Here is an 18,388-nt window from a genome sequence, read left to right as displayed (position 1 = left end):
TAGCAGACCCGAGGAAAATTATCCAGTTAACGGCACTTATGCTACTCTGAACCTTCATTAAGGGCAGAGTAGTGTGAGTGCATTGTGTTTACCGTTTATCATTCGAATAACGTTGAAATCCTCAAAACGCTGTTAGTGCAGTTGATCAAAAACGACCCGTTAGCGCACCCGTTTGACAAAGAAAAAATCTTGGTACAAAGCTCGGGCATGTCGCAATGGCTAAAGATGGCGTTAGCCAAAGAGCTGGGAGTGGCTGCGAATCTTGAGTTTCCATTACCGGCCAGTTTTATTTGGGAGATGTTTACCCAAGTCTTGCCTCAGGTACCACAGCGCAGTGCATTTAATAAAGAAGCAATGACGTGGAAGTTAATGCGTCTGCTGCCAAACCTACTCACTCATCCACAATTCACTGCCCTGCAACGCTATCTTGAGCAAGACGACGATCACTCTAAGCTATACCAATTGGCAGAGAAAATTGCCGATATTTTCGATGGTTATTTGGTGTATCGTCCGGATTGGATCGCTCAGTGGGAAGCGGGGGAGGTCGTTAAAGAACTCGATGACGAGCATCCTTGGCAGCCAATATTGTGGCAAGCCTTATATCAAGACACTGTCTATCAAGGTCAGTCCCATTATCATCGTGGCAATCTGTATCAAAGCTTTATTGAGCAATTGGCAGAGGGGGCATTAGATACCCGTCTGTTACCCAAGCGGTTATTTATTTTTGGTATCGCCTCTCTTCCTCCCCGTTATCTTGATGCACTAAAGGCATTAGGTGAGCAGATAGATGTCCACCTAATGTTTACCAACCCTTGTCAGCACTATTGGGGGGATATTCGCGATCGAAAAACCCTCGCTAAGCTGGACAGTCGACAGCGTAAAACTTTAGCGTTACAAGCCAATGCAATCCACGTTGAAGGTCAGCGATCGCCACTGAAAGGAGGCATTGAAGCGAATCTTGTTGATGAGCAGCATAACGAAGCTTCGGTCGGCAATGGTTTATTAGCCTCGATGGGCAAATTGGGCCGTGATAATCTCTATTTGCTGTCGCTATTGGATTGCGAAGAGCTGGAGCTGTTTATGGCCCCTGCTCGGGATAGTTTACTGCATCATCTGCAAGCGGATATTTTGCATTTAGAAGAACATCAAGATGATCAGCAACTTGATAATAGCCTGCACAAACAGATCATCGAGGTTGATGATTTTTCTCTCTCGCTTCATGTCTGCCATAGTCCAATGCGAGAAGTGGAAGTCTTGCACGATCAACTGCTGGCCATGTTTGATGCTGATCCAGATTTAAAACCGCGTGACATTATTGTTATGGTGGCGGATATCAATGCCTATAGTCCAGCGATTAGCGCCGTATTTGGCAATGCGCCTGGTGAGCGTTATATCCCTTATGCCATTTCAGATCGCACAGCCGATCAAGAAAGTCCTATCTTAAGTGCATTTATGCATTTGGTTAGTTTGCCAGAATCACGTTGCTTAGCCTCAGAGTTACTGGAGTTACTCGAAACGCCAGCGATGATGGCTAAGTTTGCGCTTAATGAGCAAGAGTTCGCGCAAGCAAAATTATGGGTAGAAGCGTCTGGGATTCGCTGGGGGCTAAATGCTCGTACGGCAGATCAATTTGAACTGCCGCCAACCGAACAAAATACTTGGCAATTTGGCGTTGAGCGGATGTTACTCGGTTATGCCATGCCGCCCTCTGCGGGCTTATTTGAGCAAGGCGAACTGGCTTTAGCGCCTTACAATGAAGTGCAAGGATTGAATGCGGATCTGGCGGGCAAATTGGCGCATTTTATTCAGAGAGTGAGTGATTACCGTGAGCGGCTCGCCAACACTCAGAGTATTGAACAGTGGCGAGCGCTGTTAGGGGAGCTACTGGATGACTTTTTTGTGGTTGATCTGCAAGGTGAGCTGGCGCTGAAATCGATTCGCGATACCTTAGCGCAATTAAAACAACAACTGGCGGATGCTAAATACGATCAAGCACTGGCACCGAGTATCATCATCCAGTATCTACGCAACAAATTATTAGGTACACGAGTCAGCCAGCGCTTTTTGGCAGGACAAGTGAACTTTTGTACCTTAATGCCGATGCGATCGATCCCCTTTAAAACGGTGTGTTTATTGGGCATGAACGATGGTGTGTATCCGCGAACCATGCCGAAAGATGGTTTTGATTTAATCAATGGACGTCCACGAGCGGGGGATCGCTCGCGGAGAGATGATGATCGCTACCTATTTTTAGAGGCGTTGCTCTCGGCACAAAAAACGTTGTACATCAGTTACGTTGGTCGTTCGATTCAAGACAATACTGAACGTGTCCCTTCAGTTTTAGTCGCAGAGTTAATGGAGTATTGCCAACAAAATTACTGCTTGCAGGGCGATCAATCGTTGAGCAGTGATCGGTCGGCGGAACGATTGGTTGATGCGTTAACCACAACTCATGCCATGGTCCCGTTCAGTCCAGACGCATTTTTGACCCAACCCGGCAGTTACGCTAAAGAGTGGCTACCTGCGGCTAATCGTCAGGGACAATCCCGTGGTGAATTTAATCGTGCGCTCAGTGATTACTTAATTGAGGCAACATATCCTCTGAATTTAGAGCTTGTAGAGCTACAACGTTTTTGGCGTTTGCCAGTGCAATACTTTTTTAATCGCCGACTGAAAGTCACCTTTGAAGCGCCGCAGCCAGTGATGGAAGATGCAGAGCCTTTTACTTTGGATGGGCTAGAGAGTTATCAATTACGCGATCAACTCCTTGATGTTTTTCTTGAGCAGCCGAATTCTGAACATGCGATCGAACGTGTATTGGTTGAGCAGCGGGCGCAGGGTAAATTACCGATCGGTGCCTTTGGCGAGCTAGAATTTGAGACCAATCGTGCACAAGCTCAAGCGCTAGCGGAGAAAATCGGTTTCTTATGTCACTCACCACTTGATGATCAAGAGCTCAATCTGCGTTTTGATTTATTCGGTGAGGGCAAATCGGTTCAACTGACTGGCTGGCTGACTAAGAATTATCAAGCTGGATTAATGCGTTATCGCAGTGGTGCGATTCGTGCTCAGCATTATCTCGCGGCGTGGATCGATCATCTTGCTCTTGCCGCAATGGGAATCAATAAACCGACTCATGTGATTGGTTACGATCGCAAACAAGGCGTGCAGCATTGGGTTTATCCCCCCATCGCGGATGCCGATCACGCCAAGGCATTACTGACGGAGTTAGTGCGTTTATTTTATCAAGGCATGACCGAACCGTTGGCGTATTTTCCTAATACCGCATTAGCCAGTATTGAAGCGGGGTTTAGCCGTGGAAAGTGGATCGATGATCGCGAAAAATCACTGAAAAAAATGGCGGAGACTTTTCATGATGGCTATATGACTCGTGGTGAAGGCAGTAATGTTTATATTGCGCGTATTTGGCCACAATGGCATGAAGAGTTAGCTGAGCAAGTCCGGTTATTGGCCAGTTTAGTCATTCAAGGACCCAGACTTGCGGCTCAGCAAGCGGCAGATGTTGAGCATTAATCGGATGATGCAAAGCCAGCTTACGTTTAGATCGTTATTGGGGTTTCGTCTTACATCGGTGTGCTGGTACACACCCGTGCATTCAAAGGTTAACGAGTTATGAGTATCACTTCACCAGCGGTGGTGACACCGTTAGATCCGCTTACTTTTCCATTGCATGGCGCGCGATTGATTGAAGCATCGGCAGGAACTGGAAAAACTTTTACCATTGCGGCTTTATATTTACGTTTGCTGCTGGGCCATGGTAATGCAGACACTCGTCATCCAACGCCGCTGACGGTTGATCAAATTTTGGTGGTGACGTTTACCGAAGCGGCAACCGCTGAATTGCGCGATCGCATTCGTCAGCGGATCCATCAGGCGCGAATCGCTTTTTTACGTGGTTCTAGTGATGATCCCGTCATTCAAGGTTTGTTGGCCGATTATGCCGATCGACCTGGGGTCGCAAAAGTATTACTGCAAGCCGAACGACAAATGGATGAAGCCGCCGTTTATACGATTCATGGTTTTTGTCAGCGGATGCTGACGCAAAATGCCTTTGAATCAGGAAGCCGATTTAGTAACGAATTTGTCACCGATGAAAGCCAGTTGAAAGCGCAAGTCGTGGCCGATTATTGGCGTCGTCAGTTTTATCCATTACCATTGAACCTGGCGGCCGAAGTCCGTCGTTTGTGGCCCTCGCCACAAGCCTTATTGGATAAAATTGGTGGTTATTTAACGGGGGCTCCGCTAACGCTATCGGTTGAAGCCATGAAGGGTGATTTAACGGCACTTTATCACGATGGCTTATCACGGATTGCTGATTTGAAACAGCAATGGTTGGCGTCATGTCGCGATCTCCCTTCATCGATTCAAGACTCTGATTTACATGCCGCGACTAAAAAAGCGCTATTGACACGGCTAGAGTTGTTGAATGTGTGGGCAAATCAGCCTCACCATCAGTTCGATTTACCCAGTGAATTATCAGACTTTGCTCAAAGTGCGCTGGAGGCTAAAGCTAAAAAAGGCAATCCCCCCCAACATGCTCTGTTTACGATTATTGAGCAGTTTTTACAAACGCCGATCAGTTTAGCTGCGCCATTATTGGCCCACGCGATCCTCCATTGTCGAGAGCGGCTCGCTGAAGCCAAAGCGCAAAAACAGTGGTTATCGTTTGATGATCTGTTAACTCAGTTATCGGCGGCGATTGATCACGATCAGCTTGGTTTACTGACTGAGCGGATTCGCACACTTTATCCAGTAGCGATGATTGATGAGTTTCAAGATACCGATCCGCTGCAATACAGCATTTTCAGCCGAATTTATCTCCCCAAAGCAGAGTGTGGTTTATTGATGATTGGCGACCCGAAACAGGCGATTTATGGTTTTCGGGGGGCGGATATTTTCACGTACATCAAAGCTCGTCAGCAGGTCAGTGCGCATTACACGTTAGGCACTAACTGGCGCTCTAGTGCGCAGATGGTGAGCGCGGTTAACCAGTTATTTAGCTCATCTGCTAGCCCTTTTATGTATGATCAAGACATTCCGTTTTTGCCTGTTGCCGCTAGCCCGAATGCGGATAAGCGACAATGGTTACTTAACGGGCTGAGTCAACCGGCATTAACTTACTGGCTGCAAGAGGCCGATAAGCCACTTCCAAAAAATGAATACCTATCCTGTATGGCTAAAGCGTGTGCGAGTCACATTCAAACCATTTTGAGTGCGGCGCAGCACCATCAAGCGTATTTTGAAACGGGCAAAGGCCAAAAAATAGTTCAAGCTGGCGATATTGCTGTATTAGTGCGTACGGGTAACGAAGGGCGGATGATCAAACAAGCGCTCGCCGAACAAGGGATTGCCAGTGTTTATCTTTCAAATCGTGATAGCGTTTTTAGCAGTGATGTCGCGCAGGATCTCCAACGCCTATTGCAAGCGGTATTAACCCCAGACGATGATCGTACTTTGCGCGCCTGTTTAGCGTCGCCCTTATTTGCTTTCGATGCTGCCAGCCTAGATGCACTCAACAATGACGAAGTGGTTTGGGAAAACGCAGTCAATGAGTTTAAAGCCTATCGACAACTGTGGATTGAACGTGGTGTATTGCCGATGCTGCGCAGTGTGATGAGTAAGCGTCATCTCGCCGAACGTTGGTTGGAAGAGCAGAATGGCGATCGTTTACTGACGGATTTCATGCACATCGGTGAGCTACTTCAGCAGGCACGACAAGAGATAGAGAGTGATCACGGCCTGTTGCGTTGGTTGGCTCAGGCGATCAGTGATGCCGAGCAAGGGATCGGTGGTCGAGATGAGCAGATTCAACGTTTAGAGTCGGAACAAAACTTAGTACAAATCGTCACCATTCATAAATCGAAGGGATTGGAGTATGACTTAGTCTTTTTGCCGTTTGTGGCTGGCTATCGAGAGGCCAGCAAAGGTAAGTATTATGATTCAGTCAACGATCAAACCGTGCTCGATATTACTGACAGCTCGGCAGCGCTTGAGCAAGCGGATAAAGAGCGGCTGGCTGAAGACCTACGCTTGCTCTACGTAGCTTTGACTCGCGCGGTGTATGGTTGTTTTATTGGCTTGGCACCGCTGCGTAATGGCCGCTCGACTAAAGAGCCGACAGGCGTTCACTTAAGTGCGATTGGTTATTTACTGCAAAATGGTCAAGAGGCGGGTATTGCCGAGCTCCATTCGGCGCTTAACGCGCAAGTAAGGGATGCTATTGTGGTCACCGCTCCTCCGCCACCACAGGGCGAACCTTTCACGGCGTTGGTGGCGGAGAAACCGATCTTGAAAGCTCAGACTTTGCATACGCATATCGATCGCCATTGGCGTTTGACCAGTTACTCGGCGTTGGTAAAACATTCGAGCAAGCTGGCTTATGATGAGGCGAGCTTGGAAATATCCGGTTTTGATATCGATTCGGGCGATGAACAGAATCAAGCTCTATTACTGGAACCAGAACGCTCTATTTTTACTTTTCCCCGCGGCGCGACACCGGGAACCTTTTTACACAGTTTGTTTGAAGAGGTTGAGTTTACCGAATCGGCCAGCAGCGATGAGAATCAGCAACGAATCATTGAATTGATGGAACGAGAGCACATTGAGCTTGAGTGGTTACCGGTTTTACAACAGTTAGTTGATACCGTATTAGCTACGCCGCTCGATGGAAAAGCATTACGCTTGAATCAAAAAACCGCCCAACAACGATTGGTGGAAATGGAGTTTTTATTACCGGTCGAAGTGCTGAGCGCTCCCGCTTTAAATCGAATAATTCAACGCTATGATCCCTTGTCCGCTAAGGCTGGGGAACTGGGGTTTTATCCTGTACAAGGCATGCTCAAAGGTTTTATTGATTTGGTATTTGAACATCAAGGTAAATATTATTTGTTGGATTGGAAATCCAATCATCTTGGAGATGAGATCGGTGCTTATCATGGCGAGCGTTTAAAAGCGGCGATGGTCGAGCATCGTTATGATCTGCAATATCAGCTTTATGCATTAGCGCTGCATCGATTTTTGCGTAGTCGTCTCGCCGATTATGATTATCAGCGTCATTTTGGCGGCGTGTATTATCTTTTTTTACGCGGTATTGATGGTCATTCGGAGCACGGTATTTTCTCAACTAAGCCGAGCCTTGAATTACTGACTGAGATAGATGCGTTAATCGATGGTAAAACACTGGAAACTCGCACGACAGAGGTGGGACAAATGGAGTTAGATTTATGAGTGACTCTTTGCTCTGCACACTACAGCAGTTGGCACAACAAGGCACGGTGCGGCAACTGGATTATCAATTTGCCCGTTTTATTGCTGAAAAGAGCCGAGATCAATTAGGCGATGAAGATAGCCAAGTACTTGGTTTTATTGCCGGAGTGGTCAGTGTTGAGTTAGCTAAGGGGCATATTTGTTTACCCTTATGGCGTGAAAACCCTACTGATTCTGAGCCCTTGCTACTTACAGCGGCTGATTTTAGTGCCAAGTTAGGTTTATTTGGTGATGCTGCGTTGGTGGTTAATCAGCAGTTGCAAGCCATAAATTGGCTTGGGGTTTTGCAGCGTTCAAGTTTGGTTGGTCAGCAAGGGGAAGCGGTCCCGTTAATGTTTGATGGTCAGCGTCTTTATCTGCATCGTTATTGGTACTATGAAGTGACCTTAGCGCAGCGTTTACTGAGCTTTGGGTCACCGATGAGCTTAAAGCCTACTGATGTCCAAAAGCTGAAAACGCTGCTCGATGGCTTATTTGCTCGTCAATACCATCGGTTACTTGAGGCTTTGCTGGCACAGTCTGCCATTGCGACACCATTAACTCGCCAACAGCTGGTGTGTGACTTTCTGGATGTGGTGAGTCCGCAAGAATTGGATTGGAGTGCGATTGATTCTGTAGTCAGCGCAGCTCGTCACGTGAAAGATCTGATCCACTTAGATACGCTGATCCCGCAACAGGCTTGTATTAATTGGCAGAAAGTGGCGGCCGCGGTGGCGCTTACGCGTCGTTTTGCGGTGATATCCGGAGGGCCGGGGACGGGAAAAACCACCACGGTCACCAAATTACTCGCCGCGTTAATCGCTCAAGCTCAGCAAAACGGTAGCATGCCTAGTATTAAGCTTGTTGCGCCGACTGGCAAAGCTGCAGCACGTTTAACAGAGTCGATTGGTAAAGCCGTGGCTGAGTTAGCGGTTGAGCCGGCGCTAAAAGCCGCGATCCCTAGTGAATCAAGTACGTTACATCGATTACTCGGTCCGATCCCTCACAGCGTGGAATTTCGTCACCATCAGCGCAACCCGCTGCATCTTGATATTTTAGTGGTTGATGAAGCTTCGATGGTGGACTTACCCATGATGGTGAAACTGATCGAAGCGCTGCCTAAACACGCCCGTTTAATTTTATTAGGCGATAAAGATCAATTAGCGTCTGTGGAAGCAGGGGCGGTGTTGGGGGATATTTGTTCGTTTTTGGCCTTAGGATACAGTCGTTCGCAAAGTGAACAACTATCGGCATTAACCGGCTATCAAGGGTTCACCGGACATTCGCAAGCGAATGTCAACCCTATCGCTGACAGTTTATGCATGTTGCAAAAAAGCTATCGCTTTGATGTACGCTCTGGCATTGGTCAGTTGGCTAAAGCGATCAATCGTGGCCAACCGAGCGCGGTCGATGAGGTATTAAAACGGGATTATGGCGACATTACTCATCATCCACTCACCAGCGACCAGTATAATCAGATGTTGCAAACAGTGGTTGAAGAGTATGGTCACTATTTACGTCGTCTTGAGCGCGTTATGATTGATCCCTCTAGCGCTGCGCCAGAAACGCAGGCCCAACAAGCGAAAGCGGCGCTGGATTGTTTCAATCAGTGTCGTGTTTTGTGCGCAGTCCGTGAAGGGGATTTTGGGGTGAATGGCTTAAATCAACGCATCGAGCGAGCACTCGCGGCGCGTCGCTTGATTGATATGCAAGATGAGCTTTGGTATCACGGCCGACCCGTGATGGTCACTCGTAATGATCACAGCTTAGGTTTATACAATGGCGATATTGGTTTATGCATATTAGACAGGAGTGAAGACGAACCCCGTTTGAAGGTCTATTTTGAATTACCTGATGGCAGTGTAAAGGCGATTTTACCGAGCCGCGTCCCTGAACATGAAACCGCCTATGCCATGACCATACATAAATCCCAGGGCAGTGAATTTGACCTAACGTTACTGATTTTACCGCCTGATTTTAGTCCTATTTTAACTCGCGAGTTGATCTACACTGGAGTAACTCGTGCGAAAAAACGATTAATCCTCTTGAGTGATTTACCGATCATGAAACGCGCGGTTCAGTTAAAAACGGAGCGTGCCAGTGGTTTAGTGGCTAAATTAACCGTCTCTTAATCCGTTATCGCGAAAGGTCAACAGACCCTAGGCTTACCGTCCACAATCTGCATCATAAAGGGTAAGCCAAACGCGCTAAAAGGCATGAGTAAAGGTAATGTTTTTGATTTTATAGCGGCTTTGAGAGCTCAGGATAAAAGCACGAAGTTGGTCGCTGGTTGGAAATACGCAGTGTACCGCGTGACCTTCAAGGAACTGGTTATCGGCCATATCCCAAAAGCTTTGTAATGAGTTACAAATAACAGTTTTCATCAATTGTTGCTCTTAAGTACGTGTGGTCGTAAAAGCAATCCTTGCATACCGATGGTTAGGTCGTACCCTCAAGCATTGGTTTCCTGAAGCATTGAGGGTATGGACGAGATCTGTATATTAATTGTACAGATCTCATCAGGAGGCGGATTCTACCCATAATCTACACAGAAATAAAGCGTTCATTTACTGTGCAATGAATATGCAGTTCGTTGCTATTTTTTGGGGCGCGCCGTACCTTGGCTATTCTTGGACTATAAACGCAAGACTAAAATCTTTGAGCGACGTTGGTAGTTATATAAACTTTGTTTAGCCACTGGGAGGGATTCGACCCCGACCTCAATAAAGCCTTGTTCTCTAAACCAATGTAAGCTGTGGGTAGTTAATACAAATAAACGTTGAATACCCATTTGTTTTGCTTGATGTTTCATATGGTTGAGTAACAGTAACCCTCGATTGCCATCACGGTATTCAGGGTGAATAGCCACACAAGCCATTTCTGCCATTTTTTCATCAGGATAGGGGTAAAGAGCGGCGCAGCCGATCAGTAAGCGATCTTTTTCAATAATGGTAAATTTATGTACTTCTTGTTCGAGTTGTTCGCGAGAGCGGCGCACGAGAATGCCTTGCTCTTCCAATGGACGAATCAAATCAAAAATACCACCAATATCATCAATGCTCGCCTGACGGACTTGTTCGGCACTCGCCATCACTACTTGAGTTCCAATGCCATCAAAAGAGAACAATTCTTGAATCAGTGCGCCATCGTCTTTGTAGCTGATCAAATGGCTGCGTGGTACGCCAGCTCGACAAGCGGCAATCGCCGCGCGCAGAAAACGTAAGGTCCCTGTTGGGTCCTCACTTTTTGCAACAGGACATGACTCTAAACGCTCGACAATGTGTTCGACTTCATTGGGTAACAGCTCGGCAATCGCATTGCCCTGCTCATCAATAATGCCTTGTTCAGAGCAAAAACCGATTAACTTATCGGCTTTAAGGCGAATCGCGACTTGAGTCGCGACCTCTTCGGATAACAGATTAAAACATTCGCCAGTGACTGAGCTGGCGATAGGCCCCAGTAACACAATCGATCCATGCTCAAGGGTACGATTAATACTGTCAATATCGATGCGACGAATACGACCGCTGTGGCAATAGTCAACACCATCGTCTATACCTAATGGTTGAGAGATAACAAAATTACCACTTACGACGTTAAGTTGGGTGCCAGCCATTGGCGTATTGTTGAGACTCATGGATAATTGAGCAGTAATCGCTAGTTGTAATTGTCCAGCGGCTTGCATAACCAACCTTAACGCTTCTTCGTCAGTCACGCGAATACCTTTATGGTAGGGGGTGGTTCGTTGGTGAGTCTGCAAAATTTGATTGATTTGTGGACGAGCACCGTGAACCAATACTATTTTAACGCCAAGGCTATGCAGTAAGGCTAAATCGCTAATAATATTAGCGAAGTTTTTATCTGCTATTGCCTCGCCGCCAATCATGACCACCATGGTTTTACCGCGATGAGCGTTAACATAAGGCGCGGATTGTCTAAATCCTTTGACTAAGGCTGTGCTACGAATTTTCACTTTATCATACCGAGGTGTTTAAATATGTCTAAATAATGACTTTTTATTCACCTATTAACAAGCGGTTTTATCGATAATAGGGAGATTATTTGTTATGGGTTTAGTCAATAAAAAGATTTAGCCATCTCTTGGGGTGTCGTTACGTAGTTCTACGCTAACATCTCCAAGGGAAGTGATGAACGAGAGACTCTTATTGGTTAGGTTTGGAATCACTCATTGATGATGAGAGAATAAGAAAGTGAACACGAATTCAACCCGTAATAAAAAATGGTTAGAGCGAATCTTAATCCTCGCGGTAGTACTGGGCGTCTCGGTGGTTATTTTGCTGTATAGCCAAGTGTTTAATCGCCTAGCAGACTCTTTTTCACCATCAAAAAGTGATATTTATGGATTGTGGATAGAGCAGAATGTCGCGCCGTATGCCGCGCAAAGAATTTATGTCCAAGCGGATGCGATTATGATTGATGGACGTATGGTGACAACCCATTATGACTTTAACGGGCGGCATTTGAGTTTTTATATCGGCGATCAAAAGATGGAATATCGGATGCTCAATGATGAATACACAGAAATGCGGCTAGTCTCCAAAGCGCATTATAACCCGACGTTTCAATTGTCAGGAAAGCATCAAAAAAACCTTCGTTAACAATTCAGCCATTGCGCTTCACTGTGGAGTTTGTCATGCTTTTTGATGAAACCCAACATGGATAACTCCCAGTGATAAAACGATTATTTTCTTGTGCTACGTTAGCGCTTCTGTTTGGCTGTGCTCAGCCGACCGACCGCGCGCAACAATATACTGATGATCAATTTCCTCATATCTTAAATCAGGTTGAGCTGCTCCATTCCAATACCCCGCGTGATTTTTCTAAGTTTGCCGCACAAAGTGAGCAAGTGGTGATTAATTCGCCTTCTATGGCGGCGATCTATCAACCTTTGTATGAAAAGCTTAATGAGTGGGCGATGCAAAGCGGCGATCCCGCTGATCTGGCGCAATTCGGTGTGCAAACCGCGCAAATGGGCGGAGGAGACAAACGAGGTAATGTTCTTTTTACGGGTTATTTTTCACCAGTGATGGAACTGCGCCATACCGCCGATGAAGTCTATCGTTATCCGGTGTACGCTCTACCGGATTGTAGCGATAACTGTCCAACCCGAGCAGAAATCTACGCAGGGGCTTTAGCGGGGCAAGGCTTAGAAATTGGTTATGCGGCCAACTTAATCGATCCGTTTATTATGGAAGTACAAGGCAGCGGTTTTGTTCATTTTGAAGATGATGACACGCTCGAATACTTTGCTTATGCCGGTAAAAATAATAAAGCTTATGTCAGTATCGGCCGCATTTTAATTGAACGAGGTTTGGTTGAGCGCGCCAATATGTCATTAAAAGCGATTAAAGAGTGGGTGCTGGCGAATGATGAACCGACGGTACGCGAGTTATTAGAGCAAAACCCTTCTTATGTCTTTTTCCGCCCCAGTGCTGCCGCTCCAGTCACTGGCAGCGCGGGTATCCCTCTATTGCCAATGGCTGCGGTAGCAGGGGATCGCTCCATTTTACCGATGGGCACGCCTATTTTAGCAGAAGTTCCTTTACTGAATGCCGATGGAAGCTGGTCAGGGGTTCACCAGTTACGTTTATTAATCGTGCTTGATACCGGCGGCGCAGTGAAGCAAAATCATCTCGATTTATACCACGGCATGGGGTATCGCGCTGGTATTGAAGCGGGGCATTACAAGCACTTTGGCCGAGTATGGAAGCTGGGATTGGAAAACTCTGCGACACAAGCGCCTTGGGCCTTACCGCCTGAAAAACGACAATAACACGACACAGCCTAGACTTTTTTATCAAGAGTGCGTATAAATCGCACTCTTTCTTTTTGCCTCTTTTATACAGTGTGGATGCTTGTTATGCGTGAACTCGATACGCCTGCCTCAGACAATTACAATCAGCGTTTTAGCGGTACTCGCCGTTTGTATGGTGATCGCCAAGTGGAGATTTTGCGTGCCGCACATGTGTGCGTGATTGGCATCGGTGGTGTCGGTTCATGGGCAGTAGAAGCTCTGGCTCGCTCTGGTGTTGGCGAACTGACACTGATCGATATGGATGATGTCTGTGTCACCAATATCAATCGTCAAATCCATGCAATGACGGGCACGATAGGCAAAAGCAAAATTGAGGTCATGGCTGAGCGAGTGACATTGATCAACCCAGACTGTAAAATCAATCTGATTGATGACTTTATCAACGCTGAAAATCAAGCTCAGTACCTCAATGACAGTATGGATTATGTGTTGGATGCGATTGATAGCTTATCCGCTAAAGCCTCTCTGTTGGCTTATTGCCGCCGCAATAAAATCAAGGTGATTACTATTGGTGGTGCTGGTGGTCAGACGGATCCGACCCAGATTAAAGTCGCTGACTTAACGAAAACCATTCAAGATCCTTTAGCGAAAAAGCTTAAAGATCGCTTGCGTCGTGATCATCATTTTCCAACTAATCCGGCACGTAAATTTGCCATTGAGTGCGTGTTTTCTACCGAGCAACTTAAATATCCTCAAGCGGATGGTACGGTGTGCGCCGCTAAATCAAGCGCGGAAGGGCCTAAGCGTATGGATTGTGCCACTGGATTTGGTGCCGCAACCGTGGTGACGGCAACCTTTGGTTTTGTCGCGGTTGCCCGGATCATTGATAAACTTATCCAGAAACATTCAGCTTAAATTTCTGTAGCAATTGAGTCAGTTGCTGCAGTGTCGAGACCTTTAACTCATCATTCGTTGCGGAGATATTATTGATGTCCAGTTTGCCTAACCATCCGTTTGGTCTCACTATTACTGATGCGCACATTCTTGCCACTATGCAGTCATTACAAGGTTGGGAAGCGCGTTATCGGCAGCTGATCCTCTGGGGTAAGCAATTGCCTGTTATGGAGGAGAGTTTAAAAAGTGATCAAGCCGTTGTCGCCGGATGTGAAAGTCAGGTCTGGTTAGTCAGCGAGCAAGATGAACAGGATGGCTGGTTATTTTACGCCGATTCCGATGCGCGTATCGTACGTGGCTTGATTGCTGTGGTTTTAGCGGCATTAAACGCCAAAACTGGTGAGCAGATAATGGCTTTTGATATGGATGCGTATTTTTCCGATTTGGGATTACTTGACCATCTCAGCCCTTCTCGTGGTAATGGCCTGAAAGCGATTGTCGAAAAAATACGCACAGAAATTGCCTAAGGCTACGCTTCTTCCTGTTTATCGTAATGCAATTGCGGCAGTGGGATCAGGGGGAGAGCAACCTCTTTGGCTCGTTGTTTGCCTGAAAGTTGAGCAATAATTTCAATTGCAAACTCCAATGCCGTTCCCGGCCCTTGGCTGGTTAATAGGTTATGATTAACATCAAAGGTCACTCGGCGATTACGCCAGCGTTGCTCTGGGATACGTTCTTGTAAGCTTGGGTGACAAGTCATGATCGCCTTTGGATAAAGTTGGTGATGTTCTAACATCACGGCAGGGGTTGCACAAATAGCCGCGACTAAGCGGCCATCGTATTTTTGCTGTTTGACGATTTCCACCAGTAAAGTGCTGTCACGAAATACTTCTGCTCCGCCAAGGCCACCCGGTAGTACGATCGCCGCAAATTCTTCATCAGCCACATCCACTAACTTACAATCTGCTGTTAAGGTCACGCCGCGTGAGGCTTTCATCGTTAGTTGACCTGAAAAATCCGCGCTAGCGACCACTACGTCGTAATTCGCTCGAACCAAAATATCAATAATGGTCACGGCTTCCATTTCTTCCGTTCCGGGAGCGATGGGAACTAATATGCGTTTTGTCATCAAGGTGTCCAACGTTGTTGTAGTGAGTGAATGTGTCGATAAAGGCTCTGGTTCACGGGAACCGCTAAACCATGCTGAGCCGCTTTTTTTATGACGTAACCAGTAATAAAGTCTATCTCGGTTGGCCTTTGATGGGCAACATCTTGCTGCATTGAGGAGTAATTGTCGCTGGTTGCTTCAATCACTCGGCAAATAGACTCGCTCAACGCTTGTTGATCCACAGGAATTTTCTCGGCTTGCATGACACTGACGATCTCTGCAATTAAGCTTTTGATTAATGGCTGATAATTAGCTTTCATTAGCTCACCATTACGACAGTTATTGATCGCAGTCAGCGGATTGATCGCGCAGTTAATGGCCAACTTTTGCCATAAAGCATGGTGAATATTCTCTGTCCATAAGACGGGGGAGAAGGCATGGTTGAGAACATCAACCAAAAAATCACAGCGCTCACCTTGAGCGTTGACGGCGCCTAATTGGGTGGTGCCTTGTCCGGTGTGCATCACATGATGTGCGCCCTGTTTTAACGCCCCATGAGTGGTGGTTGCCATCAGTAGTGGATAATCAGAGAGCCGCTCTGTGAGTGTGTCGAGTGCCCCCATCCCATTATGAATAAACAGTAATATAGTTTGTGGAGCAAGCTTATCGAGCAAAGGAAGCAAGGCGGTTTCTACTTGCCACGCTTTAACACAAACGAGCAGTAAGTCAGCCTGTTCAAGAGTCGCTGGTTGATTATAAGCGAGAGTGATCGGCGGCAGATCATCCAGAATAAGGCAACGCTCTCCCGCTGGCTGGGTTCCCCATAAGGCGACTTGATGGCCAGATTTATGTAATTGATAAGCCCATAAACGTCCGATTGCACCAGGGCCTAATATAACGATATTCATCAAGTTTACCTGTAGTTAGGGCGGATGATGCTTGTTTGCTTATAGTAGCAGATGATGGCGATAAAAAACGAATCGGCAGTCAGCGCTAGTGGACCAATTAATCATTTATTCAAACCTTGAATAGAATGGTTGAGCTAAATAATCTCTGTGATATCACGGAATTTTAATGTTTTTTCCGGTAAATTACAGCGGCTCTGTGACTTTAAGCGAAATAAGGAAATAAGTTTATGCAATTTAAATATGCCATACTCGCCAGTACTATCACTCTGGCGTTATTAGGATGCAGTCAAACAGATAAAGAGAGTGCCGAACAAGCGGCCTTTGAACTGACTATTGCCCATATTAATGATACCCACTCCAGTTTTGATGCGGTTCGTTCAAGCTTTTATATCAATCAACAGCGTGTGTACAACGAATTTGGCGGCCATCCACGCATTTTATCCAAAGCCAATACCTACCGTGAACAAGCTGAAAAAAACAATCAAAGCATGCTGTTTTTACATGGCGGTGATGCGTGGCAGGGTAGCGCGTACTTTAAATTGAATGAAGGGCTGATGAATGCGGATATTCTGAGCCGAATGGGTATCGACGCTATGGCGCTAGGTAACCATGAATTTGATTTAAATAACCAAAAACTGAATGCATTTTTAGATCGGATCAACTTTCCCGTTCTTGCTGCCAATATTGATACTAGTTTAGATAAAGATTTAAAAGATCAAACCAATCTAAAACCTTATGTCGTGTACGCGTTCGATGGTTATACGAAACAGCGTTTTGATGATATGAGCCAATTACCAACCGATAAGCCGTTGGTAGGGGTTTTCGGATTAGCATTGGATGATATGCCTAATATTGCTCCGAATACTGGAGACGTTCAATTTTTTGATATGGTTAAATCTGCGCAAGCGACCGTTGATGAACTGCAAGCACTGGGTATTAAGAACATCATTGCCGTCACCCACGTCGGTAATGCGATTGATTTAGACATTGCCAGTAAAGTGAATGGGATTGATTTGATTGTTGGTGGTCACTCTCACTCACTGTTGGGTGATTTTACCAATCTAGGTTTGGGCAATAACGGTATTTATGCTCAGTTAGTCACTAACCCGAATGGCACCAGTAAAACTTGTGTCGTTCAAGCCGGAGAGTTTGCGCAAGCGATTGGTAAAACGACGGTCGCGTTTGATAGTGACGGCGAACTGATTTCGTGTGCTGGCCATAATACTTTGCTGACCAACGACGAGTTTTATCATCAAGCTAATCGTCAGCAAGAGAGTGCCTTTAGCGACGATGAACGCAGTAAAGCCCTCCGTTTTATTGAGCGTCAGCGTAACATTGCAGTAGCCGCCGAAGAAGCCGCATTGCGTGCTCATATCGATAGACAATACAAGCCTGCGGTTGAGAAAGCGTATGGTGATGTGATCGCCAATGTGCCACAGGAAATTCGCCATGCTCGTCGACCAGGCGATAATAACTCTGATCAACACGGCTCGCGAGTCGCACCGATTGTCGCATTGGGACAATATTATTGGGCGGCGAGCGATGAAGTCGTGCGATTGACAGGAATGAAAGCCGACTTTGCACTGACCGGAGCCGGTGGCATTCGCACCAATATTGCTGAAGGGGAATACCGTGAAGGGGACGTGACGTTAGAAATGTTGCCTTTTGCTAACTTTATGTCGATTGTGCCAGTGAAAGGTTCGGTAATTAAAGCGTTGATCGCGAAAACCGTCAGTGAAACGTTGCCGCCTACCGCTCATGCAGGGAAATTCCCGTATGGGGGTAACTTGCGTTATGTGTTTGATGAAACCGTTCAACACCAAGCAGGGACTCTCAGTTTAATTGAAGTTAATACCGGTACATTGAATGAGCCAATCTGGAGCCCATTAGAGGATAATAAAATCTACAATGTGGCGATGAATAGCTACAACGCGACCGGTAATGATGGTTGGACACCATTATTTGAAGCACAAAAAGAGCAATCTGGTCGAGTCGATTTTGCTTATGTCGATGGTAATTTGACCGCTTTCCCAGTCAGTCACATTGAAGAAGCCGCTGGGCGTTATCAAGTACGCTATCAAGGCAATGAACTCAATTGTAAGGCGGATAATGTCGTGTGTAATACCGATGCGCGTGCTGTGGTTAAGTATATCGCAGAACAACAACCTGTATTAGAAGCGTTGGATTACCCAGTCGTGACGTTGAATCGAGTTAATTAATCTTGATTCAGATTCAGCCATTATTAAAGCGGCTTTTTAGGAGAGCCGCTTTTTTGTAGCTATCAATCAGAAATGTCAAACCATCGCTGCAAATCGAGTAGGAGGCGGGATCACTCCCGCCGTCCTCTCACACCACCGTACAAGCGTGGATCGCATACGGCGGTTCCGAATAGATTTTCAATGTTTCATACCCTTCCAACAATGAGTATAACCCCAA

The 18,388-nt window shown here is 46.3% G+C and carries 12 protein-coding genes and 1 pseudogene; 8 read left to right on the top strand and 5 right to left on the bottom strand.

All coding sequences use genetic code 11. From position 1 onward, the window contains the following. Positions 1-84: 84 nt before the first annotated feature. The 3 genes from recC (at position 85) to recD (ending at position 9,398) form a co-directional block, all read left to right on the top strand. A complete protein-coding gene (gene recC / locus FKQ60_RS10645; RefSeq protein WP_170906500.1) occupies positions 85-3,534 on the top strand; it encodes an exodeoxyribonuclease V subunit gamma in 3,450 nt (1,149 codons plus the stop codon). A 99-nt stretch (positions 3,535-3,633) separates the two neighbouring features. Further along, positions 3,634-7,248, top strand: coding sequence for an exodeoxyribonuclease V subunit beta (gene recB / locus FKQ60_RS10640; RefSeq protein ID WP_170906499.1), 3,615 nt, complete (start codon positions 3,634-3,636; stop codon positions 7,246-7,248). Next, positions 7,245-9,398, top strand: a complete 2,154-nt coding sequence (recD, locus tag FKQ60_RS10635) for an exodeoxyribonuclease V subunit alpha (RefSeq protein WP_170906498.1) — start codon at positions 7,245-7,247, stop codon at positions 9,396-9,398. Before recB ends, recD begins: the two co-directional genes overlap by 4 nt. Before the next feature lie 75 nt (positions 9,399-9,473). Here recD and FKQ60_RS10630 read toward each other — a convergent pair whose 3' ends face one another. Both FKQ60_RS10630 and argA read right to left on the bottom strand, forming a co-directional pair. Continuing rightward, positions 9,474-9,650 carry a hypothetical protein gene (locus FKQ60_RS10630; RefSeq protein ID WP_004395889.1) on the bottom strand — a complete coding sequence of 59 codons (177 nt, stop codon included), beginning with the start codon at positions 9,648-9,650 and terminating at the stop codon, positions 9,474-9,476. A 251-nt stretch (positions 9,651-9,901) separates the two neighbouring features. Continuing rightward, complete coding sequence (argA, locus tag FKQ60_RS10625; protein ID WP_040904660.1) at positions 9,902-11,239, bottom strand: amino-acid N-acetyltransferase; 1,338 nt, start codon at positions 11,237-11,239, stop codon at positions 9,902-9,904. Between the two features lie 238 nt (positions 11,240-11,477). Here argA and FKQ60_RS17810 point away from each other — a divergent pair, with 238 nt between their 5' ends. From FKQ60_RS17810 to csdE, 4 genes are all read left to right on the top strand, one after another. Further along, the gene (locus FKQ60_RS17810) at positions 11,478-11,885 is read left to right on the top strand and encodes a DUF2850 domain-containing protein (RefSeq protein ID WP_040904658.1); all 408 of its coding nucleotides are present in this window, start codon (positions 11,478-11,480) and stop codon (positions 11,883-11,885) included. 71 nt (positions 11,886-11,956) lie between these two features. Then, positions 11,957-13,060, top strand: a complete 1,104-nt coding sequence (gene mltA, locus FKQ60_RS10615; protein ID WP_170906497.1) for a murein transglycosylase A — start codon at positions 11,957-11,959, stop codon at positions 13,058-13,060. Positions 13,061-13,147: 87 nt separating this feature from the next. Further along, positions 13,148-13,957: a tRNA cyclic N6-threonylcarbamoyladenosine(37) synthase TcdA gene (tcdA, locus tag FKQ60_RS10610; protein ID WP_170906496.1), complete on the top strand. Its 810-nt coding sequence runs from the start codon at positions 13,148-13,150 to the stop codon at positions 13,955-13,957. Positions 13,958-14,031: 74 nt separating this feature from the next. Then, positions 14,032-14,463, top strand: coding sequence for a cysteine desulfurase sulfur acceptor subunit CsdE (csdE, locus tag FKQ60_RS10605; protein WP_170906495.1), 432 nt, complete (start codon positions 14,032-14,034; stop codon positions 14,461-14,463). 2 nt (positions 14,464-14,465) lie between these two features. Here the strand turns inward: csdE and FKQ60_RS10600 are convergent, their stop codons facing one another. After that, the gene (locus FKQ60_RS10600; protein ID WP_161438218.1) at positions 14,466-15,065 is read right to left on the bottom strand and encodes a DJ-1 family glyoxalase III; all 600 of its coding nucleotides are present in this window, start codon (positions 15,063-15,065) and stop codon (positions 14,466-14,468) included. Next, positions 15,065-15,952: a 2-dehydropantoate 2-reductase gene (gene panE, locus FKQ60_RS10595; protein ID WP_170906494.1), complete on the bottom strand. Its 888-nt coding sequence runs from the start codon at positions 15,950-15,952 to the stop codon at positions 15,065-15,067. Before panE ends, FKQ60_RS10600 begins: the two co-directional genes overlap by 1 nt. A gap of 227 nt (positions 15,953-16,179) precedes the next feature. On the opposite strand from panE, the gene FKQ60_RS10590 reads away from it, so the two are divergent. Further along, entirely contained in the window at positions 16,180-18,171 is a 1,992-nt protein-coding gene (locus FKQ60_RS10590) for a bifunctional metallophosphatase/5'-nucleotidase (protein WP_170906493.1), read from the top strand. 127 nt (positions 18,172-18,298) lie between these two features. On the opposite strand, the pseudogene FKQ60_RS17805 reads toward FKQ60_RS10590, so the two are convergent. Next, a pseudogene (locus FKQ60_RS17805) lies at positions 18,299-18,388 on the bottom strand (RNA-directed DNA polymerase); the annotation flags it as partial.

The sequence above is a fragment of the Vibrio sp. A11 genome (assembly GCF_013048705.1).
Taxonomy (GTDB): domain Bacteria; phylum Pseudomonadota; class Gammaproteobacteria; order Enterobacterales; family Vibrionaceae; genus Vibrio; species Vibrio metschnikovii.
This window is presented reverse-complemented; position numbering and strand designations above follow the sequence as displayed.

What these genes read in the sequence shown, in the direction of transcription:
- recD (WP_170906498.1), top strand. Translation starts at nt 7,245, where the DNA reads ATGAGTGACTCTTTGCTCTGCACACTACAGCAGTTGGCACAACAAGGC.
- FKQ60_RS10600 (WP_161438218.1), bottom strand. Translation starts at nt 15,065, where the DNA reads ATGACAAAACGCATATTAGTTCCCATCGCTCCCGGAACGGAAGAAATG.
- tcdA (WP_170906496.1), top strand. Translation starts at nt 13,148, where the DNA reads ATGCGTGAACTCGATACGCCTGCCTCAGACAATTACAATCAGCGTTTT.
- FKQ60_RS10590 (WP_170906493.1), top strand. Translation starts at nt 16,180, where the DNA reads ATGCAATTTAAATATGCCATACTCGCCAGTACTATCACTCTGGCGTTA.
- FKQ60_RS10630 (WP_004395889.1), bottom strand. Translation starts at nt 9,650, where the DNA reads ATGAAAACTGTTATTTGTAACTCATTACAAAGCTTTTGGGATATGGCC.
- panE (WP_170906494.1), bottom strand. Translation starts at nt 15,952, where the DNA reads ATGAATATCGTTATATTAGGCCCTGGTGCAATCGGACGTTTATGGGCT.
- recB (WP_170906499.1), top strand. Translation starts at nt 3,634, where the DNA reads ATGAGTATCACTTCACCAGCGGTGGTGACACCGTTAGATCCGCTTACT.
- csdE (WP_170906495.1), top strand. Translation starts at nt 14,032, where the DNA reads ATGTCCAGTTTGCCTAACCATCCGTTTGGTCTCACTATTACTGATGCG.